This is a genomic window from Paraburkholderia heleia NBRC 101817, assembly GCF_000739775.1.
In the GTDB taxonomy this organism is placed as follows: domain Bacteria; phylum Pseudomonadota; class Gammaproteobacteria; order Burkholderiales; family Burkholderiaceae; genus Paraburkholderia; species Paraburkholderia heleia.
The window spans coordinates 57,415-81,599 of record NZ_BBJH01000013.1; the positions used below are offsets into that span (position 1 = coordinate 57,415).

Sequence of the window (24,185 nt, forward strand, 5' to 3'; positions counted from 1 at the left end):
AGGGCAGTCCCGGCCCCTGCCAGTGACTGCCCTTCAGTGCCGTCTACTCTGCCTAAAATCTGCGCTTCGCACAACTGTACGATTTGCGCCTACCGTTTTCGAACACTTTCGCCCAGCGCGAGCCGTAGAGTCTGCGCGAGCCGCAGAATGTTTCGAATCAATGGCTTACTCGCTTAGTGTGCATGGCGCGCAGAAAAAGCAATGAAATCATTGAGTTGTAGCACTTCTCGATATTGCAACTTGTTTGATGGTCGCAGATAATCCTGCCAACAGGTGCGTGGCGACGCGTTCGCTTCGGGCAAAGAAAAAGGCCCGAACTCTGGCAGGAGCGCGGGCCTCGTGACCACTCGTATAGGCCGAGTGGGGTGATGCGTGAAAATCAGACTGAGGAGTCTGATCGCGATAATAATTTAGGACTGCTATGCATGTCAAGCAGAAACCTGAAGCCGGTCACGCCATCCTCGCCCGGCCTTCCACTTACAAGGAAGGCATTGTGAGCAACACTTTTTCCGACGCAGTAACTCCCACGAAGGGCCACGGCGCTCGCCCGAATTCCAGCGGCTTCGTTGGCGTGAGCCTTCACAAGCCGACGGGCCGCTGGCTCGCATACGTCACGCTCGCGAACGGCAAGCGCAAGAATCTCAAGCGCCACGCGACCGCCGCAGAGGCCGCCGCCGCGCGTGCCGAATACATCGCGGAATATGGCGTCGCCGATCCGCTCCCGCTCGCGAAGGCTGCGCCCGCAACGACTGGCGAGGCTCAGTAATGGCTGATCTCTTTAACCTTCCTGATCCGCCGTATCTGCCGGATACGCGCGCGAAGGGCTGGCGCTTCGAGCTTGACCTTCAGCGCATTGAGCAATCGGATACGTGGGCTCTGGCGACGCCCGACCTTCGCCCTTGGCTTCTCATGCTGTGGGCCGTCGCATGGCAGCAGACGCCTTGCGGCACGCTGCCGACCGAGGACCGCCTCATTGCCCCACGCCTTGGGATGCCCCTGCAGGCTTTCACGGACGCGAAGGAAGTCCTGTTGCGCGGCTGGTGGCAGGCAAACGACGGGCGCCTCTACCACCCGACGATTGCCGAACGCGTGGTCGAGATGTGCAACCACAAGGATACCGAGCGCATTCGCCAGCGCGCATACCGCGCCCGCATCAAGGCCGAACGCGAGGCTCACGAGGCGGCCGCTGGTGCGAAAACGTCGGCAGGACAAACGAAAACGTCCACCGAACAAACGGAAACGTCCGACGTTGTCACGCGTGACAAACGCGTTAGTAACACCGTAGTCCCCCGTGAATACGACACTGGAACTGGAACTGGTAATACTGTTCCTAACGGAACAGACGCTGGCGCGTCGCCGGACCTGTTTGGCAGGGAGGATGATTCGCAACAGAGCGATGAGAAGATCCCGACCACGAAGGAGCAGATCTGGATTGGCGGAAAGTCGCTGTTGGCGAATTCCGGTCTGGACAAAAAGCAGGCGGGCACTTTCCTCGGCAAGCTGATCGCGGACTACGACGAGCCGAGCGTACTCGAAGCCGTGCAGGCTGGCGTGTCTGAGCAGCCCGCCGACCCGCGCTCGTATCTGAAGGCGACATGCCAGCGCATTGCTGGTGAGCGCAAATCGAAAGGCGCGGCAGTGACGGGTTGGTGGAAGTCCGACGAACTCGCGTTGCAGCAGGCAAACCTCGTTGGCGTTGGCCCGGCGCATTCGAACGAGCACCGCGACTCGTGGCATGCCCGCATCAAAGCGGCCATCGACAACGGCGGCAAGCCGCCCGAGCGTGTGCCTGTGGCCCCGGTGCAGTCCCCTGCTATGCGGCCGGAAGTTGCGCGCTCCGAGATGACGCCCGAGCAACAGGCTGCAAACCGTGCGGCACTCAAGGCGGCTCTCAAGGGCACCGCGACCATCGTGCAATCGGCATAGAGGCATCCCATGCAACGCGAACAATTCGAATCCAGCAACGTGCCGCCGCACTCGGTGGAGGCCGAGCAAAGCGTGCTCGGCGCGCTGCTTCTGAGCAATCCCGCATGGGATGAAATCGGCGACCTCTTGGGCGCCGAGGACTTCTACCGCGTCGATCACCGCGTGATTTTCGACCATATCGGCAAGCTGATCATGGCCGGGCGCCCGGCTGACGTGGTGACGGTCTACGAATCGCTGTCGGCATCGGGAAAGGCCGAAGGCGTCGGCGGCCTTGCGTACCTGAATGCGATAACGCAGAACACGCCGAGCGCTGCCAACATTCGCCGCTATGCCGAGATGGTCGGCGACCGCACAACGCTGCGCCGTATGGCGACTGTGTGCGGCGAAATCAGCGCGTCGATCTACAACACGGGCGGCAAAGAAGTCTCGCAGATTCGCGATGAGGCAGAGGCGAAGTTTTTCGCACTCGGCGAGGACGGTGCGCGCGGCACGCAAAATTTCGTCGGCGGCAACGAACTGCTCACGAAGGTCGTGGAGCGCCTGGACACCCTCTCTAGCAATCCGAACGCGAGCGACGTTACCGGCACGCCGACGGGCTTCATTGACCTTGATCGCATGCTGTCGGGGCTGCACGGCGGCGAGTTGATTATCGTGGCTGGCAGGCCGTCAATGGGGAAAACCGCCTTCTCCATGAACATCGGCGAGCACGTCGCAGTGGATTGTGGGCTGCCGATTGCCGTGTTTTCAATGGAGATGCCCGGCGAGCAGCTCATAAACCGCATGCTCGGGTCCGTTGGCCGCATCGATCAGCAGCGCCTGCGTACGGGGCGCTTGCATGATGACGACTGGCCGCGCGTCACGCATGCTGTGCAAAAGATGAGCGAAGCAAAGATCTTCATTGATGAGACGGGCGGCTTGAACCCGATGGAATTGCGCTCGCGTGCGCGCCGCCTGCAACGCCAGCACGGCAAGCTGGGAGCGATCATCATCGACTACCTGCAACTGATGAGCGGTACGGGCGGCGAGAACCGCGCAACGGAAATCTCGGAAATCTCGCGCTCGCTGAAGAGTCTCGCCAAGGAACTCGATGTGCCGGTGATTGCCCTGTCGCAACTGAATCGCGGACTTGAGCAGCGCCCGAATAAGCGTCCGGTCATGAGCGACCTGCGCGAGTCAGGTGCCATCGAGCAGGACGCTGATGTGATCCTGGGCATCTATCGCGAGGAGGTCTATGTGCCCGATACGCCTGATCGTGGCACGGCAGAAATCATTTGTCTCAAGCAGCGCAACGGCCCTATCGGAACCGTGCGCTTGGCGTGGCACGGGCAGTTCAGCAAATTCGAGAACCACGCTTCGCAGTACGCGCACCTAAACTAAGGGCCGACGGATTGCGATTCTGATTCATAGCGGCCCCGCGGTGCCGCCAGCGGAGTATCGCCAATGCGTAGGGGGACGACGCTCGCGAGAGGTTCCTGCAGGATGGATACGGTTATGCATAACTCGCCGAAGCGCCCATGATGCGGTGACGATTAGAGTGAAATTTCTAAACCGCCAGATTCGACGGTTCATTAACGGAATATGTTAGGACTTCTTCATTGTGTGAAAACTCAGAGGATTGCCCCGCCGCGCCGCGAGCCGTACAGTCGCACCAACTGAAGCGAGGGACGCCAACGTGAAGACCTACCTGATGAAAAACCCCGTCACCGGGCTCGTGAAAATCGCAAAGGCAGTCGAACCCGAGACCGTCGTAAAGATGATCGAGGATGGTGCCGGTGAGCGCTTCGAGTTGCTGATCGCGGTGGATGGTGACCGTGTGCAGGAGCTTCACGAGCGCTTCACCGACCTGCGCCAGCCGTTCGCCGATTGGTTCGAGGACGATGGCAGCATCCAGGTATGGCTGCAGGAGAATGCGCCGCAGGAGTGGGCGCAGTAGGAAGTAAAGTTGAGCAGTGCAGCGGCTACATGATGGCCATCTAAACCAACCGCAGTACAGAGGAAACCCCAAAAGGCCAAAAACCCCGACGCGGGACGAACCGCGACGGGGCCTTTGAAACGACGTGGCACAGGAGCAACCAGAAACCATCCTGACGTCATGTCCTCCTTTTTGGAGTTTGTTATGACGGTAGTAAAACGCAATTCCATCGTGTGCGCCGAGTTCAACGGTAACGAGTACGAGTTTCACGAAGACGGCTGGTTTAACGCAACAGCGGCGGCGAAGCGCCACGGCAAAGAGCCGTCCGACTGGCTCGCGTTGCCGTCTACGAAGGACTACATCGCGGCGCTGGACGAAGAATCAAATGCCGGAAAATCTGGTATTTGGTTTCGCACGAAGCGCGGGCAGGGCGGTGGCACATGGATGCATCCCGAACTTGCCGTCGAGTTCGCGCGCTGGCTCGATGCCCGCTTTGCCGTCTGGTGCAACCGTCAAATTCGCGCGTTGCTGGCTGGCGAGCATCCGCACTTCGGCCGCATCCGCTCGCGCCACGCCGCTGCCGCATCGAACAAGTATCTGCGCTCGATGATTGAGCGCGTGCGCGAGGCCGACGGAAAAGACACCAAGGCGCATCACTTCATCAACGAATGCACGCTCGTGAATTTCATCGTGAGCGGCGAGTACGTGGGCCTCGATCGCGACGCGATGCCGATGCAAGTGCTCGATTTCCTGGCCGAAGCCGAGGGCTACAACGCGATGCTGTATGCCCGCGGAAAATCTCGCGAGGACCGTATCAAGATGCTCGCGAAGTTCCGCCGCACCTGGATCGACAAGCATGGCGAACTGCCCGCGCTAGTGCTAGCTGATCATCCGAAGCTGGAGGCGCGCACGATCGGCAAGGGCCTGACTGCCGCCGCAAAGCCGCGCAAGCTGAAGGCAGCTACGGGCACCGCTGAAGCGAAAAGTCCCGAGGCGGCGCTGAAGCTTTGCGCCGGTTACGCGGCCAACGCGCCGCGCGTGCCGGACGTGCGCGAGGCCGCAGAGCTTCGCCGCGACTTGAGCTAACCCGACCGGCTCCCCAGCCAACAAGAAGCACGCGACCAAGTTAGATCGACGATACGCAGCACTTTCCCCATATACCGCAAGGCTTTCCGGTTGATATTTCCAGATTCTGCATGAGCTGCATTTCGCATGGAGATGATGGGTAAGTACGATTCGGGTGTGCAAACGCTCATTCACCAAAAAGAGGTTGATGGAATATGGAAAAGCGCATTTCGGTGGTGGTGCCGAAGGACGTGCATGCGAGTTTGAAGATTCTCGGTGTGCGCCTTGGTGCGGATATGTCTTCGCTGCTTCGCGTCGCGATCAATGACCTGATCGCCAAGCACGAGGCAGGCTCAAAGAAGCAGTAAGTGGCACGTGGCTACGAATTGATCGATGCCACACATAAACACAGTATAACTAATTGTTTGACGATAAAACCATGAACACGAAGCACGCAAGCGTTTTCCGCCCCGTCATGACCTCAGATGAGATGCAGGGTGCGATTAACGCCGTGAAGGCCATGAGCGAACACGAACAGGTGGAGGCATTCAAGCCCGATAACGAGGTCGGTCGCGAGTTCCGTCGCCGCCTGGTGAGCGGGTTCATTCAGACGCGCCGCAATGCCCGCGAAAATATCCGCATGCTTGAGAAGGTCAATTTCAACATTGGCCGCATGCGCCGCTGCATCGAGAAGATCAAGCGCAGCAAGTCGGCGTTCCTTGAGAGCCATAAAATGCTCGAATGCCGCAAGTTTGTGCGCGATTCGCTGCAGGACCGCGACAAGCTGCGCGCCCTTGCGGCAGATATCGGGCGCAGCGTCGAGCATGACGTTAAGTTCCTGTCGCACTTCATGCCCCGCGAGTTCGTGCTTGACCTGTTCAACGTCGGTGTCGAGGCGCGTGCCGCCATGAAGGAGTTCGAGAACCCGCTGTCGATTGAGGAGATTGTGCGCTACGGATTCGCTGACGATTACCGCGCCAGTCGTGGTATGCAGCCGCTTCAGTGGTGCCTGATCCGTGCCCGCAGCGCTGCGGCGACCGCCGACATGACGTCCGCGTCCGCTCCCGAGGAGGAAGCGACGCCCGATCGCTTCGCCGAGAAGGCTGCGGAACTGGAGGTGCTGCGCGACGAGCACAAGTCGCTGAAGTTCATTCTGAAGGAAGCCGCGCATGACATGGACAACGCGCAGGATGGCGACGCGTTCCATAGCAGCGCATATGTTCGCGTGGAAGCGATGGAGCGCACGTTTGCGCTGTGGGAGCGCGCGATGGCTGCGCTTCTGGACTGCGACGGCTTTTCGCTCGCACAGAAGGCCGCGCTTCTGAATGCTGATCCTGCCAAGGTCGCGGAAGCCAACTTGCCCGAGAGTACTACCCTTCTGGAGATGGTTTCGGCCGGATTCGAAGTCAGCGCTGAGTCGATCGAGAACGAGGACATGTCGCACACGTTCCTGATGCTTGGCGCGGCGTCGAGCATTACCGAAGTTCGCGACGACTTAGAGGTGCATCGCGGCATGGTCGCGCAGCACGCGATGATGAAGGCGGCCCACAAGCGCGGCGCGACCGTGTTCAATAGCGTCGTCACGCTGCAATAACTCCATTCGCCCGGCCGCCAAATGGAGTTGAATTTTTAGCACCTAAGTGGTTATCGGTCCCCCCGGATCAATCCGAATCCACACAGGAGCCGTTATGGCCGCAGCACCGAAGAAAACCGCAGCACAGAGCAAACAATCCGTAGCGTGCGCAGCGTTCATCGAGTGCAACACCCTTGGGAACGCTCCCACCGTCGATCCGGTCGCGCAGGCCCGCGCCGAACTGCAGGCCGCAGGCGACGGCGTGAAAGTCGCGAGCCGCGCGCTCGTATTGGCCCAGCGCCGCGCCGAGGACGCGCGCGTTGGTCTCGCGCGTGCGATTGAGGATAGGTCCCTGGTCGAGGGGGTCTAAGTGACCATGCAACTGAATCCCATAACCGTGCGCCTTTTCCACATTCGCCGCGCTGTAGCTGCCGCAGTTTCGGTGTTGCAAGACTGCAGTGTCGCTGAACGCAAGATACGCCTTGATGCGCACTGCTTCGCGAGAGTTTCGGGCGTCGATGCGCCATCGCTTGCCATCTCGCGTGGGCGCGCGTTCGCGCTGCGCTGGCGCGCCCATGACACGCTTATCCGCGCCGGCATCGCGTTCCGCACGCTGTGCGTCGAGATCGACAACTCCGGCATGACGACGGCGCAGAAGCTGGATTTGCTTGGAGCCCGTCATCGCTATCGCGTGCTGCCGCTGAGCATCGCGTTCGCTCGCCTGGTCGGTGAGGGCGACGAGGTGCCGCCCGTTGATGTTGTCGGCACGTCGGACCCGCGCGTGGGGTTGCTCAAGACGGCCGGAAGGGTCGTCGCAAACACGAGTTTCCTTGAGCAGCATATCGCGCTGCAACCGGCCGTCGAGGCGATAGAGAGCGTCGAGGTCGAGCATCAGTGCATGGCTGTTGCCATCCGGCGCGGGTCCGTACTTGTTGACGGGCCTCAGACCATTCAGTGACACTACGACGGACCTCCATTCCGTCGGGGCATCAATTAAAAAGAACTACGATCACCAAGGGGCTTAGACATGAAGAATCTGCTTCTCGCCGCTGTCCTCGCAGTTGCCTCGATCGGAGCGCATGCGCAGGCATCCGCAATCCCTCCCGGGTGGGACAGCTACACGCCGCAACAAAAGCAGGAATACAACACTCGGCGCGCGGAGGCGCTGCATACCCAAGTGGCCGTAACCCTGGACGAGCAGCGCGGTCCTTCTGAATGCGGCGGAGAGAAGTTCCGCGAACTCTGGCAGGCATCTTATTCGGAGAAACGCTTGGCAGAGGGTGATGCCAAGGCCGCAGAAGATCCGCGCTACGCAGACAAGCCCGCCTTCCAAGCGCACGAGCGCAAGGTGGCTGCGCAGGAGCAGGCAGCATATGTACGCATCAAGGCTCAGGCTATGGCCGCCTGTCACGGCTAACACTCCGACCTTATGGTATTAGGCGTGTGCGCTATATGCACGTTCTGCAGCCAGCAGGCTGATCGAGGGTGCTGCGGAGCACGGGCCTATGCGGGCGTGCGCCACATGTGTGACGAGAGGGGCGGGGGCAGCGAGCGGCGAATGGTCTTTCGTTAAATCTGTGCCGAGGGCAGACTGCTAACTTGCAATTCTGCGGGTAAAAAAGATTATAAAAATCAAATAGATGGACTATAAAAAGTGCTTGCGGGGACGGCTGCTTTCAAGCTATCGTTCGGTCGTCGCTGAGACAGAAGCGATGCGGGTTTGGCGACCTGACATGCAATAGGCGGACAGCCGCCTCGCGGCGTTCTTTTCTGTCCGCTACCTTTGCACGCCTATGGGTGGGCAGGGGTGGGGAGACTTTCGAGTCTGCCGGTTCCTATTGCACCGGTTCGCCAACCCCGCTTACTGCCCGCCCACCCCGTTTGGCGACGGGGTGCGGGTCAAACCCGCGATAGGAGCAGCGCCATGTTTGAATTGTCAGTTAGCAATGCTAAGTCAATCGTTCAAGAAATCCTGCTTGGAAGCACGAACAGCACGTTGCACATCGCTGTGGATGCCTTGGCGATGCAATCATTTTTGTTCGCCCGAATCGGAGCCCTTGTTGCTGACGGCGACGCCGTCGCTGATCTTGTGCGGCTGGGCCGTCGCGCTGCGGATGAGGACGTGATCGAGTGCTGTGAATTCGCTGACTCAGGCGACATAGTCGGCGCCATTGATTGTCTGGCGCGCGTCCAGCGCGGACATCGCATCGCAAAGAATCTACTTTCGACCATTGCGGAAATTGGCGATGCTGAGGTAGCTAAGCTGGCACAGCTCGGCGTCAACCTCGGCATGTCGGTCCTAGACGATCTTGGCTACGAAGGGTGAAAGGATTTCCGCTGATGAACACGACTTTTCTGCTACTCGCCCAGTATGAAGGGCGAGCAGTAATTCCGATCGAGACCGTTTGTGCCGACTACTTTGCCCCGCTCACGCTGCCGAACCTGCGTCGCAAGATCGCCACTGGCGAAATTGGGCTGCCGCTCATTCGCATGGAAACGGACAACAAAAAGACGGCGCAGGGTGTCCACCTTCAGGACCTGGCTGAGTACATCGACTCGCGCAGGGCTGTTGCGGTAAAGGAACGCGATCAACTTTGCGGAGTTCGGCATAGCAGGTAAGTGAAGGGAGGGTTAGCGGCTCCGCGCGGACGGGCCACGTTTCCCATGCCCCGCGCTCCTTGCAGCTTCGCGTGAGTCGTTGTGATCGACGCCTAGCCGACGTAATCGGCGATCCGAAGCGCCCGCGCCGCAGCCAGTCGGTCGGGCCGCTTTCCTCATGTCGAGACGTTTCCTCTGGAGCCCACACAAGTCCCTCAACTCGTTCAGAGTCACGTCATTCTCCATTCCGCATCCGTCTCCTGCGTCGGCCGGCTGTCTCCCCCCGATTTAACTTGTCGAGCTGTCGCGGCGTCAGTGGATCGCGTAGGCACGGCTCCCCATCGAGCGTCTGCTCGAATAGCTCCCATATGCCGCCTGCCAAATACGGCTTCCTGTTCCCCTCGGTCATGATGCGCCGCACCTGGTCGGCCCGCGATATGGTCGCGCGCAAGCGGTGGATTTCCCACAACAGTTCAAGCACTTGCGGCTCCGGGCACTCGTCCCATATTTCCGCGAGGCGCGCGGCGGTAAGCGGAGTTCGATGTGGCACGATTTAAGCAAAATACTGTATAAAAACACAGTATAGCCAGGACCACGCGTTATCTCGATAAGATGGCTGCTCCATCTCGCCGGAGCCGCCGAATGTGTACAAACTACGCCGCAGCGCGCCGCGATAAGCTGTTCAAGCATTACGGCATCGAGCCGCCAGATAGCTTGTGGCGCGACGAGGTCTACAAGGACTACCCGGCCCCCATCATCAGGCGCGTGGATGGTGCCGAGCGGGCTGATGTGGCAACGTTCGGCATCGTGCCGCGCAAGCACATTCCGCCCGGCGTGAAGGTATTCGATACGATGAACGCGCGCGCGGAGACGGTCGGCGAGAAGCGCAGTTTTAGCGGCGCCTGGAAGAAGCAGCAACTTTGCCTAATCCCGTGCGAAGCTATCTACGAGCCGAACTACGAAAGCGGGAAGGCGGTGCGCTGGCGCATCGACATGGCTGACAGGTCGCCATTCGCGATCGCGGGACTCTGGCGCGAGTGGGACGAGCCCGAGGGGACCACGTATTCGTTCACGATGCTGACGGTCAATGCGGCCGAGCATCCGCTCATGAATCGCTTCCACAAGCCCGGCGATGAGAAGCGGTCGGTTGTGATCGTGCCGCCATCTGAGTACGAAGGCTGGCTCGCCAGCAGGTCGATGGATGAGGCGCGCTCATTCCTGAACTTGTTTCCTGCCAGTTCCATGCGTGCCGAGCCGTTCCCGGCACCCCCGCGAGCATCGAAGGTACGCTCCGAAACGCCTGGAGCCGACGTGACGTAATTTGCGCCGTAGGCGCAGCCCGCGAGTCCCATGGCAGGGTCGCCCCGTTTCCTGCCCGCGACCTGAACGAAAGTCCAGATTCCTACCCGAGTGACCGATGGTGACCGATGGTGACCGCCGTCCTTCGTGACGCCATTATGGAGAGCATGACGAAGGCGGTGAGGTAGGTGTGGCGAACGAATCGAGGGTGTCCGATGAGGACTGGCGAGCCGCGCGGATGCGCTGGGAGAACGGCGAGGCAAGCGTAAAGCAAGTCGCTGATTCCATTGGAGTTTCAAAGGCGCTTGTTATGAAGCGCAAGGCCGCAGAAGGCTGGCAATTGCGCATCGGCGTGGCCCCGGTGCCCGTTGGAGGGGCTGCACAGGCGAATTCTAAAGTTACAGAAAGTGCCGGGGCTTCTGGCAGGCAGGCGCCCCCGGTGACCGGTCACCGCTCGGTCACTCACGCCTCGCGCGCAGAATCCGCTGACGCCCACGATGAGACCGACCTGGGCGAAATCGGGCTGCCTGCGAACTTCGCCGAGATGAGTTTCGAGGAACGTCTTGCTGCTGCCGAGGCGGCGGCGCTGAAGCGCGTTGACGAGATGATAGCGAGGCAGGAGCGGGCATCGAACGCTGCGCTCTCGCTGCTGTATTCGGCCATGAAGGCGAGCCGGGATGGCGACAAGAACGCGAACGCGCGCATCCGGGGCGCAGAGGTCGCTCACAAAGCGCTGAAGCTGGCGCACGAGGAGCAGCGTACCCAAGAGCGCCAGCGCGTGCTGCGGGCCTACAACGTGATCGAGGGAACGAAGCCGCCGAAGCCGCTTGAGCCGCAAATCGAGATCGTCTTCAGCGACGAAAGCCCGCTGACCGGGCCCGTTGGCCGACGCATCCACTGCGGTGAGGGCTACAAAGGTGCGCTCGCCGCCATGAAGCTCGCTCGCGACCGGCACGCCGCTGCTCGTGGCGGAGATGACATTCAAGACGTTGAAGCGAGGGCATTATGAGCACGAAAGAGCAGACCTGGCGCACGAAGCGCATTCGCGAGATGCTAGCCGGGCGCGGCCTGCCTGCGATCGAGCCGTACACGACGCCGAAGCTGGACGGCCCGGTTGTCGCCGTCGTGACGATCATCCCGGGCAAATCCGTCTACGATGCGGCCGCCGAAAATTACGACATGGCTGCCGCACAAGCGCGCTGGGCCGTGTGGGATAGGGTGCTCGCCGACGTGCTCGAACCATGCGACCTGCCGGTGCTCGCGCTCGAACCGATCATGACGAACGACTAGGCGCCGCGACTTCGAACGCCGGCGCCGCGATTGCGGCATCCTGCTCAGGTGTGCGCTTGACCTAACCTTCGATCTTCTCGAACGGCTTGAGCATGCCGGGGAACTCGTCGGCGATCCACTTGGCGAGATCGGCAATGTGGTAAGCGGTGACGGCGTTCGTGTTGGTGTCGAGGACGTGATACGCGCCGAGGTTCTGCTTTTCGGCGGCGCTGCGCGAGACTTTGAGAATCTGGCCGTCATGCGCCAGCTTACGGTTGATGCGCGCCATAATCGCGCGGATGGTGACGGTGACCGTCGGCGACTTGGCGATCACTTTGCGGCCTCTTTCGTCTTCGGCGCGAACGGAACGGGCGGCGTCCATTCCACTTTTGGGCACTTGATCGCGTTGCGCTTGAAGACCTCGACGGCTTGGTGATGCATCTCGGCTTTCTGCTGCTGCTGCTGCTCGTGGTCGTATGCCATGCGGCCTCCTATTGATGTGGGCTCAACGGTATTTCACGTTCTCACGTTTGCACAGATGTGCGAAATTGGAGGGGCTAGATTCCGAACGCTTCGGACAAGAAAATCCTGTGCGGTGTCTCCGGCTACAATCGTCGAAATGGTCTCATAGCGCAGCGCGCAAAGGGGCGAAGGATGCGACGTTACTCGCGAGTTCGGGAAAAACTAGGCGAGGCAGTCTATCGACTGGCCGTGGGTGAGGGCGATGTGAGGGCTCGCCTGAAAAGCGCTCATTGGGTTTTGCGGCAATTGAGGGCCGAAGAACTGCCGCTCGAATTGCGCGACGGCTGGGAAAGCATCATGCGCAGGCTGGTGCGTCACGGGCCGGAAGTGTTGCCCGACGGTGAGGTTTTTCGGGACGCGGTGACGCACACAATGTCGCGGATAAAGAATTCCACGGGCCGCGCGATTGCGACCGACATCTACACGCTGTACCGCTCGTTCGTCTACACCTACGGGCTATAACGGAAGCGCGCGAGACTCCCTCAAATTGAGGTCATGAGCCCATCCAACTGTTTGGACCGCCATTGCCACGCGGAGGGGTAACCTTCGCACGGGCGACACTAGCTTTGTCCTGAAAGAGAAACCGTTCCTTGCAGATACGACATTCGAGACCGATGTGGGCTCCCATGTACAGGGCGGGCTGGAGCGTGGACTTGAGCGCTTTGCCCTCGAAACAAGGCTGGCAGAAGTACTGTGGCTCAACTACCGCGCCTTCAACGTCCGATATCGCAGGAGTCTTACGTTGATACGCGCGCAAGCCGTTTCCGATCTCGACTAAGCTGTATTCGCGCCTGTCGTCGAGAGCTTGCTCCATCTCTCTGACCTTTTTCAGTGCCTCGAAGTGCTCCTGCTGCTCCCGAAGCAACTCGCTCTGGAGCGCGAAGAGGCTGTCCTGAGCCTTAAGAATCTGATCGTTCAGCTTGCTGACGATCGTGGCCATTTCATTGAAATCGCGAACAGCCATAGCGGCTTTGCCGAAATCGCGTGCGAGGCCAAGGGACGTTGCGGCAGCACTAATAAGCGAAAGGTCCATGCAATTCCTCGAAAGGGTGATTCGTTGGTTGTCGCGATCACAATTCTACTGCTACCGTGGGTCGTCTCCCGAAACGCAGGAAGGTTAGCGTGCGGGATGACTTGCCAACCATTGATTGGCACGTGCGAGAAGCGCTGGGACGGCCTGGGTAATCCATTCGTCACGTTGCTTCAGCTTGCCCGCGTAGTCCCGCAGGTCGTTAGCATGAGCCGCTAGCACCGAATCTCGGTCAGGCTGGCGATACAGCAGAAGCAGTTGCTTATGTTCAGCCAGCATCGAGTTGTTGAGCTGGAAAGAGGAAATCGTGCCCCTTGCCAGCGAGTAGATATTGACAATCATGCGGCGCAGTTCGGAGTCGTCGATCCTGCCGATGATTGACGCGCCGTTGTCGTAGATCGTGAATGTTTCGTTTAGGACGGGGTAGATCACGTTGAAGTGCTGACCGACCGGTAGGGCCTGTAGCGCCGGGTGTATCTCGATGCAGTAGCCATCCCAAGCTGCTTGCACTTCCTCAATGATCGCTTCCACGAATGCTCGAATTTCGCTTTCGTCGTCGGCTTTCTTGTCCTGGTACTGTCTCGCGTAGATCCAGACCGCTGTACCGACGGCGGCCAGCGATCCTATCCCCTGAATGATCCCCGCGATATCAGCAATGTTGGCTGTCATGTCTGGCACTCTCTAGTTGGTGGGGCGATTATCGACGGCCAGCGGGTGACCTGCGAGCGGCGACGCAAACTCGCGGGAACTACCGTGTCGCGGTCCGGCCCCCTCTGGGGTTTGCTAAAACACGGGCGGAAAGGTGTCGCAGAAGGCGCGCCCGCTAAAGCGCTCCATTCGACGATCGTTATATTCGACCGTGAAGAATACAGGCAACTCCGTTTCGGGCAGCGGCGCGCTACGGCTCAGTGCGATCGTGTGGATCGGACCACCATACAGCTTGAGCATAAATACAAGGACACACCGTCCATTTCCGATTGGGTGTGCCGCCAGAGCCATAGCATGGAATCTAGGCGGGACAGATGCAAAGATCGGCTGATATCGGTTGCTCTGCACCTGCGGCTCAAGTTGGAGGTCTGGCTGCCCCGTAAGAATTGCCTTTTTCAAATCCTCGAAGGCGCTGTCGCGAATCATGGCATCACCTAACTCATGCGTCACCAGATTCACGCCGATCTTCGCTACGACGCGAGCGTATGAGGCAAAGTCTATTTCCAGCGAAACATGCAGGCTAGTACCGGATACGGGCGTATCCACTGCAGCCGTTTGCCTTGCCCCTGGCAGGCTTTTTCGGGCGAGTCCGAGCAGACTTCCAACGTTGTCGGTGTCACGCACCCGGAGCTGCAATTGGCCTTCGAGTCTCTGAAACAATCGCGGGCAACTCGCCGAATCGTCCTCGGGGAACGATATTTGCCAAATGCCATTTGCGGGAGCCTTTGGAACCACCGTCTCCTCGCCTTGGATATAGGTGCCTCCGTTCCATACGAAGGTCGTAACCTTGAAGCGCGCAGCTTTGCCTTTCCCGATTTTTTCAACAACCTGTAGAGAGTCCACAAATGCGTTTTCGAGAGAATCATAGAAGCTCTGGAAGCCTGTTTGGTCTCTGCCCGCCAACCGGATTCCGGTATTCGAGAACAGTATCTGGAGCAATACGACTGGCACGCCTCCAGTTCGAACTTCTACCTCAACTCCGAGGTTTGATTGTGGGTCAACCAAGGTTTTCGAGTTGGCGTGGATCGTAGGGATGCTCGCTTTTTTGCCCTTACCTCGGCCGCGTTCTTGCAAGAAAACGCGAGGGAATGCAATCGGCGAACTACGCATGAACGATTCTTCGAGCGGAGAAAAACGCTTTGTGTTGCATTCGGCGCATACCAGGTCGATCAGAAGGCATGCGTCATCGCCACCGAGCCCGGCGGGGAATACATGCTCGTCACTAAACGGGCCGCCCTCGCCGCAATAGATGCAGCGAAGCTCATCTGGAAGTTCGGGGTGGTCGTCCATGCCAATACCTTGCGGGCAAGTTAGTGCGGTGAGACAGTCGGTTGCTACTTTAGATCATTCTCCTGATTCGAGTGTGGTCATGTCTTGCTATTGCGTCACGGCCGCTTCGCGTCGCTGGGTTGGCAGCCCGACGCTCTTTCCCTCGCGCTCGTGCATCGCGCCATGCTGCGCGACACAGTCGGCAAGGGAATGCGTGGCGGCGCTCAATGGATCTTGACCGGCGAACTGCGCGCCGGACTCGCCGGCTGCCTACGTGGGCGTGGCTGCGATCGGTTTTGGTGCGGGCGTGAGATTGCCCGGCTTGTGCCACGCCGCGGCGCGCCCGAGGCGAGTGCCGCGGCTGCGGCGGTTGTTCTCGCGGTCCTGCTCAAACACGCGGCGCTCCTGCTCCTCGCGGCTCTTGTCGAGATGGGCGGGAAAGGGCTCGCCGTGGACACGGACGCGCTGCTGTAGCGTGCCGAGTGGAAGTCCGCTGCGGTGGGAGTGTTCGGCGAGCGTGAAGCCATCGTAATGGGTGGCGGGCTGCGCGCGGCGCACGAAGCCGACGAGGCAGCCGCACGAGAGGGCATCCCCACGCGTCAAGAGGTTGCCTGCGGCCACGGCGCTATTGCCGCAGTCGCATTTGCAGTTCCACGTCGCATATCGTTGCTGGTTGCTGGTTGCTGCCCGCGCGAGACACGACGGTGAGGCGGCCGAACCTGCGGCCGGCGAGGTCGATGGCGGGCCTCATGCTGCCGGGCTCGTGGCGTAGCGCGAGAACTGCAGGCCGGACAGCGCGACGGCCCAGCGAATCGCCCCGTCTGCGTCGTTGGTTTCGATATGGTGGAGGGCTGTGCCGGCGGCTAGCTGGTGCAACGTCGGTGCGTCGAAAAGCGGCTCGGTCGTGCGGCGTATCATACGCTCGCGTGAGCCAAGGGTGAAGCTGTAGGCGGTGCGTTCGTGCTGTTCGGTCATTCGTTGGTCCTCGTGTAGACGGTCGGATCGGTTCCGACTAGATTCGCGTCACGGCTCTGTTGCCGCGCAGCTTGCGAGCGCACGTCGCGCACCGCCTCGTCTCGCAATTGCGCAGCCGATCAGCGATTGCGCTAAACAGTGCGGAGCCGCACTTGCACGCGACGATCCAGTACACGCGCTTGCGCGTGCTGTCTCTCCTGATGACGTGCAGATCGCCGAACACGAGCCCAGCAAGGTCGGCGGCCTTGCGCTCGGGCCTGTTCGATTGCATGCGCACTACGGCGATTTCGCGAGCCAGGCACCCGCAAGACTTGGTGTGTCCGCTCTTGAGGCTCAATGCGAGCACGTCTTTGAATTCGCTGCACTCGCATCGCGTGCTCCAGATGGCGTTTCGGTTTTTGTCGCTTCCGACGCGCTCGATGGCGGTCAAGCGGCCGAACTTCACGCCCGCGAGGTCTCGGGAATAGGGCTCCAAGATCATTCGGTGGTCCTCGTGGATGGTTTGATCATGCTGGCATCACGCGCTCACTTCAGACCACGATCGCGTCGCGATGGGCGGCCGCCGCGTTTGACGTGGCGCTTGCGTCGCGGCTTGATCAGGGGCAGCACGGTGACGGGGCTGGAGTCTGCGGCGCGCATCGCCGCTTCGTCGGTGAAAATGGCCCTCGGCCCTGCAAACGGCGCGTCTGCTGATAGCTCGGGGCGATAGGGGAGGCATCCGGTGCGCTTCGTGCTCATGGGCTTATCGTCGCGTCACGGCTGCGAGCGCGGCCACGGCCACGCAGGTGCCGGGCGCGGCGCAAGTGGCGCGATCACGGCCCGACGCCGTTTCGATTTGCACGAGCGCGAGCACGCCGTCTTTTCCCCACGGGTGAGCCTGTCCGATCGCACGGCGAATGGTGAGCTTCCGCAGGAGCACGCGACGCGCCAGAAAGCTGCGGTTGAGTTCGAGCCTTCGGGCTTCGGTGCGCGCCTGATTACGCGCAGGTTTTCGAATACGCAGCCCGTGAGGTCGATTGCCAGGCGGCTGCTAAGAGTCCTAGTCAACGGCATGACCGCCTTGGCGGTTTCACGCTGCAAGCAACCGCACGATCTGCTATGACCGTTCTTGAGGCTCGACGCGATCACATCTCGCACGGTCCCGCACTCGCATTGCATGCGCCAGCGCGGATTGCGATTCTTGCCATTGGCAACGCGACATAGGAACGTCCAGCGTCCGAACGTCGCCCCGGGAATGTCGCGACGACTACGCTGCCACAGCATCATGAGCGCGTCCCGATTTCGTACATGACGTGAATGAACGCTTTCGCGGTATTGGCGATCGACGGAAAGCCCAGCTCGTTCTGTTCGCGCTGCTTCTGCTGCTGTTCCTTGCGGAGGGCCTTCTCGAACGCACGGCGACCCGCACGCGTTTTCATGTCGTACTTGACTGGTTCTGGCGCGCGCTGCGGCTGCTGGACGGGCTGCGCGACCTTCGGCAATGCTCCGGGCTCGGCTACGGCTGCCGACGGCTCTATGGGCGCGTATTGCATGCCGCCTTCGCCGTCGAGCACGTCGAGCGGGTCGGGCTCGGTGCGCTCGTGCAGCCTTTTCGGATAGCCATACACGGCGCAGTCAGACAGATACTCGGCCATCCCGTGATTCAGCACCGCCTTATCCTCTGCGCTCGGCTCCCACTCGGACGCTTCCTCCATCGGAGGGAGTGCGACCGGCTCGCGCATAGCCCGAAGCGCGGCGCCGTCGTCGAGCCGGTCCTTCAGGCGATCGGCCGCCGCTTCAGCGGTAACGCCCCATGCGCTCGCCCATTCCTCGATGGACTTGCCGAAGTAGAGCGGGGCCGGGTGCGCGCTTGCACGCTTGACGATGATCGGCGAGCTTTCGAACTGCGGCCACTCGGCAGAAAGCCATTGGACAAAATCGGCGAGGTCAAGGGGGTAGCCGAAGTCTGAGAGGGTTTCCTCCACGAACGAACTGCGATATTCCTGGTCCTCTTCCTCGCTCAACGGCGGGAGCCAGCCGCGGCGGCGTGCAAGGCCGTTGCCGTCTGCGGTGCTCTCGTCGGCGGACGCCGGGCGTGAGATCTTGTGCAGCGGCGTGTCCCAATCGTCCCAATCGACCTGCGCAGTGATGGGCGCGCGGGGCTTGCGCGAGGCGCTTTGAACGCGATGGGTGCTTGTGTGCTTCAGCTTCTTCGCCTTCGCGGTGCGAACCATGCGTGGCTCCCACGGCGAGAATGGCAACGGCGCCCAAAGACTGTATTGCGGGATAGTTTCGCCGTCGAACACGGTCTCAATCAGAGCAGCGCCGGCGTGGGCGCGATCGACGTATCGGGCGCACTCGTGCCAGTTCAGGCGCAGGCCGATATCCATCGTCTCGCGCGTGCCGTCCTTCTCGACAGTGACGGACGCGCGTTTCAGAACGATGCGCGGCGTGCCGCCCTTGCTGTTGGAGCCTTTTTCGAATTCCTTCTGCCGGTTAAAGCAACTTACGCAGATGGCTTTTCGAACGAGGCGCATACGCCCAATGAGGCGCTTGTTCGTATGGCCGCTCTTTTCGCAACGGATGCAGGAAAGACCTGTCGCAGCTTGCGTGGGCGCGTGGAATTCGCGCTTGTTGCTCGGCGCGATGATCGGCTCATGAGTCGCGCTGTGATGCTCGCCGATGGGGCAACTGAAGCAGACAGACGAGCACTCGGCGCGCGCGTAGTTCGATGCGCAGGAATTCGGCGTAATCGTCGCGTTCAGGCGGACGCACTGAAACACCTTCAGGCCAGCGAAATCAGGATGATCGTGAACCCGGATGGTCTCCACGCCGAACGCGCTGAAGTCGGGGCCGGCGGTGGCCCGCTTTACTCCCTGAATCTCGCCGGTAACTGGCATGCGCCGCTCCCATCAATTTCGATGGGACCATGCTCACGTCACGATTTTCTCCTCGAAAGGGGCCAAAAACTATGGTTCGATATGGGTTTCGGTGCGGCAGAATGGGGGGGATCGCCCCCCTTGGTTCTGCACGCCTCGTCTGTGTGCTGTAGCCGCAGCCGCTCGCCGCTCGGGCATCCTTGCGTGAGGCGCTACGCGCCGGGCCGGATGGGCCCGTATGAGAGATTCCTGATTGCCAAGCTCGCAGAGACACACCACGGCCCTCGCCGGGCCGCCGCGCAGCGGCTCACGTGAGGGGCTAGGATCGCGAATGATCGCTGACGCGGGAGGTCGGCGAGCGCCGTGAAAACTGCTTCGAAAGAGTAAAAGAACCTTGCCCGTGAAAATATAGCGGTGGGTTTGACTGCGCCGAGGAGACTGCCGCGCCTGTGTGCGTGGGCCATCCGTCTACTCAAGGGGGCTTGCGCTTCCGCATGTTCCCCCAACTTGGGCACTGTTTTATCGCGGTAGGCGCTATGCCAAGCGCGACCATTACGCCGCGCCTCTGTTCCGCTAGGGCCGGGCCAGCCCCCCATCGGCGTTTCTTCTAGCCCGCTCTGCCTATTTGCGGGGCTGAAGGCGTTGCCCAAATGGAAAAAGCCCCGATGCTTTGGTTGGCTCTATACCGTGGGCTAGACGGCTGGCACAGGGATACGCGCGAACGTTGGCAAGAGCCGAACCTGTGCCGAATAGAGACCACCAAAAAACCGGGGCTTCGATATGACGGTGTGATTCTACTACCTTCCAACGTTCGCGTGCATCCACCGGCCAAGGCTTCAGCGAGGGTGATCATGCTTGCCCATCATTCGTACGTCCAATGCGCGCCGTGCAGAATCAGGGCGCTTCCACCAGACTCCCTTATCGTGTACGGGAAAACGGTGGCTCGCTGATGCGGCTTGTCGATCTAAAGTGGTCGCGAGCTTCTGACGCGCACCGATAACGCGCCAACGCGCAATGCGCTGCGCACGCTCGAACTCACGTATCGCGCTGACCCGCGAGGATGCGGGCGACAAAGTCCTCTGCCCTAGGCACAACGGTGGTTGCTGACGTCGCTTCGTGGCCGACTCCTGTCTCAGGCAGTAGGCAGTAGCCGACCGTTTGGAGACGTTTCTGTAGCCACGCTCGGAACGTCCGAGTTCAAAATTGAAACGGACAGCCGCGATGAGCAGCGAGCTCGCGCGGCATATTACAGACTTCAAAACCGCTTCATATCTGAAGAAATAGAACGCGCAATGATTGAAATTCGAAACGTGGTCTCATTGCCCGGGAAACTCTTTCATCGCCATGAGTTCAGTCCAAGTAACTCTTCTAATTGACGTGAACATTGCCGACTGGTCTTCGAAAAGCACCTCTTCGCGAGGATCGTCGATTGTGATCGGAATCCTCATGCCGCCAGGTGAAATAGTTCCCGTTCCAAGCACTCCATTTGCAGACAGGATGACCCCCACGTTTTTCTGGCCCCTTGCATAAGCCTCCGACACCCCCTGTCGGAGCCACTCCCAATCGACGTCAATGGTGGAAAGCGATGGTCTAAGATGAAGAACGCCATGCGCCATCCAATCGGATGCGGAAAGACATGCACGCCAACTTTTGACAAGTGTAGCGGGTGACACTTGATCGATCGAATCTGAATTAACGTTGTTCAGACCAAGCTCAGATGTCAATCGATTAAGTTCTTGTATTCCTTTAGGTAAAAGGCCACCCTCATCTCGAAATTTGGTGAGCTCGTCAAGCACGAATTCAGTGGCTGATCTGATTTCTTCCTCGATAGCTTTCGTTGCTGCCGTACGGTAATCGTCGTCGATCAGCGAATCTATTGCGCTATCATCAAAAATCGCAGCTCCGTTTACTCCGCAGATAAAAGCGTTGATGTGCCCGCCTGATCCCATTAAGAAATCCTCACAAATCCATTCCACGAGACGATCGAATTGATCAGTGTCAAACTTAAGTGGATTCGAATAAAATCCAATGGGATCCGCAGGTCGAGCAATATTTGCCGAATCTGCCAAGAGGGACATCTCGTCAAGTGCCAGCACCAAATCCATCCTATTCCAGACGAATCGGCACAGTAAAGGGCCAGCGGGTTCTGTGCCAGATTCCCTTTGTAGATTCTCTCGAAGAAATCTATCAAGTCCAAGAAAGACACCAAGCTGAAAAGCATCTGACCAACGTACATTGCCGCTGCCGAACAGCTGTGGACGCATGAACTGCGCAACCAGCGACAATGCGACGTCGGGATTCCTCCAATCTCCTTCTCCGTTTTGCAACAATAGCTGTCGCCATGCTCGAACCGAGGGGTTCGCCACGTACTCGCGCGCGTATCGACCGAGAGCCCCCCAAAATTCGCAGATCAAGGGTTCAGCTCGGAGCGACAGCGATATCTTGTCCTCGCTCCACGTGGATGGGGATTCCCATACAGGCCGTGACACCTCTGCGAGCAGCGAGACAGCGGATTCGCAAATAGAAAAGAACGAGCTTGAGTGGCCGCTAGGAAAAAAATCGCGACGAACTTTGTCGAGCGCGCCTGCGAGCGCGCTTGATTTTGAATTGCCCCCAGACTGCGAGGCTTCATAGATTGCAAATGGCGACACTGAGCAAACCGTTATACAGTATGCGTCGGGTGAGGGCGCCGAGTGGTCCCGGCATAGAAGGACAAATCCGTGACCTCCCGCGACATCACCCTCCCGCGCGATCAGTTCTACAGCGGTAATCATTTGGTGAGGTACATATTCCGACGCTGTTTCATCCTCGGTGTGCCAAGGCTCCAGCGAGCTGCCTGGAGTATCGAACTCATCCTTTCTATAGAGAGTGAGCTGTGATGTCGCAAGTGCCTCATTGGGCAGAAAGACAGAACCGGTGATGGTCCATGCCTTGGGGATCCGTGTTCGTAGCGTAAGTGCTCCGTTTTCGTTTGAGGCATGCAAGCATAGAATATTCTTTCCGGACCAAGTAATGGCGGCGGAAACGCCATGATCCATCAGAGTGTTCCACTCTGTAGATAGGAGAATTAAGCAAATATCTCGTTCGGCGAGCAGTGGTAAATGATTTTTGATTTCTTGCTCGTATGCCGCCAATTCTGAAACTGCCTGCCGCCCCGGAGAAGATGAGTTTTTGAGTTCAAACAGGACAATGCTTTGCAGTTCCGGACTGAAGCAGACAATGTCCGGGCGAAGCGTTTCCGACTCTTCCAGTGAAACGTCTGTATCGGAACTCAGGATCACCAAGTTATCTAGCGCATTGAGTACCCTCGCGCCCGCGCGAATGGAAGCGCTTCTGCACAGGTAATCGATCGAAAAATGTGGAAGAATATTGGCTGCCACCTCCTCGTGCTTCCCTCGCAATTTCGCAGTGTCGGTGATTAGCGTTGATAATTGCTGACTCCGAATTGCCTCCAAGACCAAGGCTTGCAGTTCTGCTTCAGATGAGAATTTTGTCATAAAATTTTTCTTGTTGAAAATTTAAGCGTTCTGAGAAATATCGGCTTCTCGATGGAATATCCGATGTTTACGATCACTCACGAGTTCATCGCAAGCTCGACTGCGTAACGAGAGCCGGAGTACCTCGGTCTAACGGCAGGCTAGCGTGGAACTTGAGAACGCGATTGGATGTCAGCTTTGGACTTAGCACGGACATCAGAGTGCCCAGCCGATGCTCCTGCTGGACGACGCATGTTGGCCGGCTAGCGCCAGACGACCAAGCGTGGCGATCGCCGCGGGCACGGACTCTCATGCAAAAGACATAAAGCGACCCGTTGCTGCCGGTCGAGCCGTCTCAGTTCCGGGGGGTATCAAAGCGGAACGGTCATCCCGCGCCGTCACTCGATGATCAGCGATCGGCCTTAGTTGACATTCGGCGATAGATGGCGGTGCGTTGGCTGCTGATGGGTTTGTGGCCATTCGCAAACCGGCTTCAGCGAATGGCACTTCTCACCGTTAGTTAATGAATGAGTCTCCCCGTTAGTTCTACGCCCTAAAAAATCGCTCGAATTTTGCTTGCTCGATGGTCTCGAACTGGCCGAATGTTTCAAGAAGGTTACGGCGGGATGCGCCGATCACGCCATGTTTGAACGCAACCTCAAGCGGGGTCGGCCCGGCGTTTGCGGGACTAACAGGCGGTGCAATTTTTTTCGCATGTTCTGCGCCATCGGGCGACACTATGAACAGCTTCAGGTTGTGGTTGGTCACCGCGTCGATAATGACCGCGTTAATATGGTCATCGCGAAACCCATAGCCAATGACCATCAATCGCGAATCGCCGCGACAAAGATACGCGCGGAACTCCTGTTGATACCAGGTAAGGACAGGCACACGGTCAATCGCATGGACCTTGTTGCCGCCCATGATGAGCATGGGCCCGCCTTGCTGATCGTGTTGCCAGTTCGATGAGCCGTGCAGTTTGAAATACGGCTGTGTTCCAGCAGCGATCTGAAACTGGTTTTCATCCGGCATGTACGGTACGGCCCATCGGTGATCGGGCATTGGTTGCGCCGGTTGTGGCACAGGGCGCATACCGGGAATCGATATACCATGAAAGCGCCGTTGACCCAGCAACTCGGGGCTCGCCGTAAAGTATTGGTACTCTAACAACAAATCCTGATTCAAAGTAAAGATCGCCTCGAAGCCGGCGAGCAAGGTGCGCACGCGATTTTGCACGTCAAAATTCATGTACCGCAAAAATTTCGCGTTCATGTCGTTGAACATGCTCCGGACTGCACCGTCCAGCAGCTGCAGTTCGGGAGCCCGCTCCGGTTTAAACCGCACCGAAACCTGCAACTCGTCGAGCGCGTTTTCAAACCCGCCAGTTGGCTGGTTTCTCCATAGCAGTTCCATCAGCACCGGGTTGGCAACTATTTCGGGGCAACCGAGCAGATACTCGAATGCTTCCGCAGCAAGCCAGCCGCCCCAATTGCGGCTAAAGCCCGCGCCGAGCAATAACAAACAAGACATAAGCGATCACTGTAAGCAAAACGCGCCACACGAGAAAGAGGCGCCGAAGATCCGCGCGACATGATGGGGATATGCCGCTACTCACACAAGGGGACGCCGGACAGAAGAAAAAGCGCTCCGATTGCGATTCTACGCTCGGCGCAGTGCGTCAGGCGTACAGGCCCGCTTCGACAGC

General features: G+C 59.3%; 29 protein-coding genes. 16 read left to right on the top strand and 13 right to left on the bottom strand.

What is annotated here, in order from left to right; translation table 11 throughout:
- The first annotated feature begins 493 nt into the window (after positions 1-493).
- The 15 genes from BHE01S_RS36045 (at position 494) to BHE01S_RS13445 (ending at position 11,663) form a co-directional block, all read left to right on the top strand.
- Entirely contained in the window at positions 494-766 is a 273-nt protein-coding gene (locus BHE01S_RS36045) for an AP2 domain-containing protein (RefSeq protein WP_218000417.1), read from the top strand.
- A complete protein-coding gene (locus BHE01S_RS36050; protein ID WP_052405916.1) occupies positions 766-1,926 on the top strand; it encodes a hypothetical protein in 1,161 nt (386 codons plus the stop codon). The genes BHE01S_RS36045 and BHE01S_RS36050 overlap by 1 nt, the downstream gene beginning before the upstream one ends.
- Before the next feature lie 9 nt (positions 1,927-1,935).
- Positions 1,936-3,303, top strand: coding sequence for a replicative DNA helicase (gene dnaB, locus BHE01S_RS13385; protein WP_042264704.1), 1,368 nt, complete (start codon positions 1,936-1,938; stop codon positions 3,301-3,303).
- 295 nt (positions 3,304-3,598) lie between these two features.
- Positions 3,599-3,859: a hypothetical protein gene (locus BHE01S_RS13390; protein WP_157025351.1), complete on the top strand. Its 261-nt coding sequence runs from the start codon at positions 3,599-3,601 to the stop codon at positions 3,857-3,859.
- A gap of 183 nt (positions 3,860-4,042) precedes the next feature.
- The gene (locus BHE01S_RS36055) at positions 4,043-4,924 is read left to right on the top strand and encodes a KilA-N domain-containing protein (RefSeq protein ID WP_052405918.1); all 882 of its coding nucleotides are present in this window, start codon (positions 4,043-4,045) and stop codon (positions 4,922-4,924) included.
- Positions 4,925-5,118: 194 nt separating this feature from the next.
- A complete protein-coding gene (locus BHE01S_RS37775) occupies positions 5,119-5,271 on the top strand; it encodes a hypothetical protein (RefSeq protein ID WP_157025353.1) in 153 nt (50 codons plus the stop codon).
- 71 nt (positions 5,272-5,342) lie between these two features.
- Positions 5,343-6,497 (top strand): hypothetical protein, encoded by a 1,155-nt coding sequence (locus BHE01S_RS13400; protein ID WP_042264707.1) that lies wholly within the window; start codon positions 5,343-5,345, stop codon positions 6,495-6,497.
- A gap of 94 nt (positions 6,498-6,591) precedes the next feature.
- Positions 6,592-6,846 carry a hypothetical protein gene (locus BHE01S_RS13405; protein ID WP_042264709.1) on the top strand — a complete coding sequence of 85 codons (255 nt, stop codon included), beginning with the start codon at positions 6,592-6,594 and terminating at the stop codon, positions 6,844-6,846.
- Positions 6,847-7,434, top strand: a complete 588-nt coding sequence (locus tag BHE01S_RS13410) for a hypothetical protein (RefSeq protein ID WP_042264711.1) — start codon at positions 6,847-6,849, stop codon at positions 7,432-7,434.
- 69 nt (positions 7,435-7,503) lie between these two features.
- Positions 7,504-7,893: a hypothetical protein gene (locus tag BHE01S_RS13415; RefSeq protein ID WP_042264713.1), complete on the top strand. Its 390-nt coding sequence runs from the start codon at positions 7,504-7,506 to the stop codon at positions 7,891-7,893.
- A gap of 507 nt (positions 7,894-8,400) precedes the next feature.
- Positions 8,401-8,802 (top strand): hypothetical protein, encoded by a 402-nt coding sequence (locus BHE01S_RS13420; RefSeq protein WP_042264716.1) that lies wholly within the window; start codon positions 8,401-8,403, stop codon positions 8,800-8,802.
- A gap of 14 nt (positions 8,803-8,816) precedes the next feature.
- Positions 8,817-9,095 (top strand): pyocin activator PrtN family protein, encoded by a 279-nt coding sequence (locus tag BHE01S_RS13425; RefSeq protein WP_042264719.1) that lies wholly within the window; start codon positions 8,817-8,819, stop codon positions 9,093-9,095.
- A gap of 621 nt (positions 9,096-9,716) precedes the next feature.
- Positions 9,717-10,394, top strand: a complete 678-nt coding sequence (locus tag BHE01S_RS13435; protein ID WP_042264724.1) for an SOS response-associated peptidase — start codon at positions 9,717-9,719, stop codon at positions 10,392-10,394.
- A 289-nt stretch (positions 10,395-10,683) separates the two neighbouring features.
- Positions 10,684-11,382 (top strand): hypothetical protein, encoded by a 699-nt coding sequence (locus BHE01S_RS13440; RefSeq protein ID WP_157025354.1) that lies wholly within the window; start codon positions 10,684-10,686, stop codon positions 11,380-11,382.
- Positions 11,379-11,663: a hypothetical protein gene (locus BHE01S_RS13445; protein WP_042264729.1), complete on the top strand. Its 285-nt coding sequence runs from the start codon at positions 11,379-11,381 to the stop codon at positions 11,661-11,663. The genes BHE01S_RS13440 and BHE01S_RS13445 overlap by 4 nt, the downstream gene beginning before the upstream one ends.
- Positions 11,664-11,724: 61 nt before the next feature.
- Here the strand turns inward: BHE01S_RS13445 and BHE01S_RS13450 are convergent, their stop codons facing one another.
- Both BHE01S_RS13450 and BHE01S_RS37780 read right to left on the bottom strand, forming a co-directional pair.
- Positions 11,725-11,976 (bottom strand): hypothetical protein, encoded by a 252-nt coding sequence (locus BHE01S_RS13450; protein ID WP_042264732.1) that lies wholly within the window; start codon positions 11,974-11,976, stop codon positions 11,725-11,727.
- Entirely contained in the window at positions 11,973-12,125 is a 153-nt protein-coding gene (locus BHE01S_RS37780) for a hypothetical protein (RefSeq protein ID WP_157025356.1), read from the bottom strand. The genes BHE01S_RS13450 and BHE01S_RS37780 overlap by 4 nt, the downstream gene beginning before the upstream one ends.
- A 171-nt stretch (positions 12,126-12,296) precedes the next feature.
- Here BHE01S_RS37780 and BHE01S_RS13455 point away from each other — a divergent pair, with 171 nt between their 5' ends.
- Positions 12,297-12,626: a hypothetical protein gene (locus tag BHE01S_RS13455; RefSeq protein WP_157025358.1), complete on the top strand. Its 330-nt coding sequence runs from the start codon at positions 12,297-12,299 to the stop codon at positions 12,624-12,626.
- Between the two features lie 31 nt (positions 12,627-12,657).
- On the opposite strand, the gene BHE01S_RS13460 is transcribed toward BHE01S_RS13455, so the two are convergent.
- From BHE01S_RS13460 to BHE01S_RS13505, 11 genes are all read right to left on the bottom strand, one after another.
- Positions 12,658-13,197, bottom strand: a complete 540-nt coding sequence (locus tag BHE01S_RS13460) for a hypothetical protein (RefSeq protein WP_042264737.1) — start codon at positions 13,195-13,197, stop codon at positions 12,658-12,660.
- Positions 13,198-13,281: 84 nt separating this feature from the next.
- Entirely contained in the window at positions 13,282-13,863 is a 582-nt protein-coding gene (locus tag BHE01S_RS13465) for a hypothetical protein (RefSeq protein WP_042264740.1), read from the bottom strand.
- Positions 13,864-13,977: 114 nt separating this feature from the next.
- Entirely contained in the window at positions 13,978-15,192 is a 1,215-nt protein-coding gene (locus BHE01S_RS13470; protein ID WP_157025360.1) for an HNH endonuclease, read from the bottom strand.
- 249 nt (positions 15,193-15,441) lie between these two features.
- On the bottom strand, positions 15,442-15,774 hold the full coding sequence (locus BHE01S_RS13480; protein WP_157025362.1) for a hypothetical protein: 333 nt from the start codon (positions 15,772-15,774) through the stop codon (positions 15,442-15,444).
- 144 nt (positions 15,775-15,918) lie between these two features.
- Positions 15,919-16,146, bottom strand: coding sequence for a hypothetical protein (locus tag BHE01S_RS13485; protein ID WP_042264749.1), 228 nt, complete (start codon positions 16,144-16,146; stop codon positions 15,919-15,921).
- 37 nt (positions 16,147-16,183) lie between these two features.
- The gene (locus BHE01S_RS36060) at positions 16,184-16,627 is read right to left on the bottom strand and encodes a hypothetical protein (RefSeq protein ID WP_052405920.1); all 444 of its coding nucleotides are present in this window, start codon (positions 16,625-16,627) and stop codon (positions 16,184-16,186) included.
- A gap of 44 nt (positions 16,628-16,671) precedes the next feature.
- Positions 16,672-16,884, bottom strand: a complete 213-nt coding sequence (locus tag BHE01S_RS37785) for a hypothetical protein (protein WP_157025364.1) — start codon at positions 16,882-16,884, stop codon at positions 16,672-16,674.
- Between the two features lie 4 nt (positions 16,885-16,888).
- Positions 16,889-17,065: a hypothetical protein gene (locus tag BHE01S_RS37790; protein WP_157025366.1), complete on the bottom strand. Its 177-nt coding sequence runs from the start codon at positions 17,063-17,065 to the stop codon at positions 16,889-16,891.
- A gap of 343 nt (positions 17,066-17,408) precedes the next feature.
- Positions 17,409-19,025 carry a hypothetical protein gene (locus tag BHE01S_RS13495; RefSeq protein ID WP_042264751.1) on the bottom strand — a complete coding sequence of 539 codons (1,617 nt, stop codon included), beginning with the start codon at positions 19,023-19,025 and terminating at the stop codon, positions 17,409-17,411.
- Positions 19,026-20,320: 1,295 nt separating this feature from the next.
- A complete protein-coding gene (locus tag BHE01S_RS37795; RefSeq protein ID WP_157025370.1) occupies positions 20,321-22,501 on the bottom strand; it encodes a hypothetical protein in 2,181 nt (726 codons plus the stop codon).
- A 525-nt stretch (positions 22,502-23,026) separates the two neighbouring features.
- The gene (locus tag BHE01S_RS13505) at positions 23,027-24,010 is read right to left on the bottom strand and encodes an SIR2 family protein (protein ID WP_042264755.1); all 984 of its coding nucleotides are present in this window, start codon (positions 24,008-24,010) and stop codon (positions 23,027-23,029) included.
- Positions 24,011-24,185 lie beyond the last annotated feature (175 nt).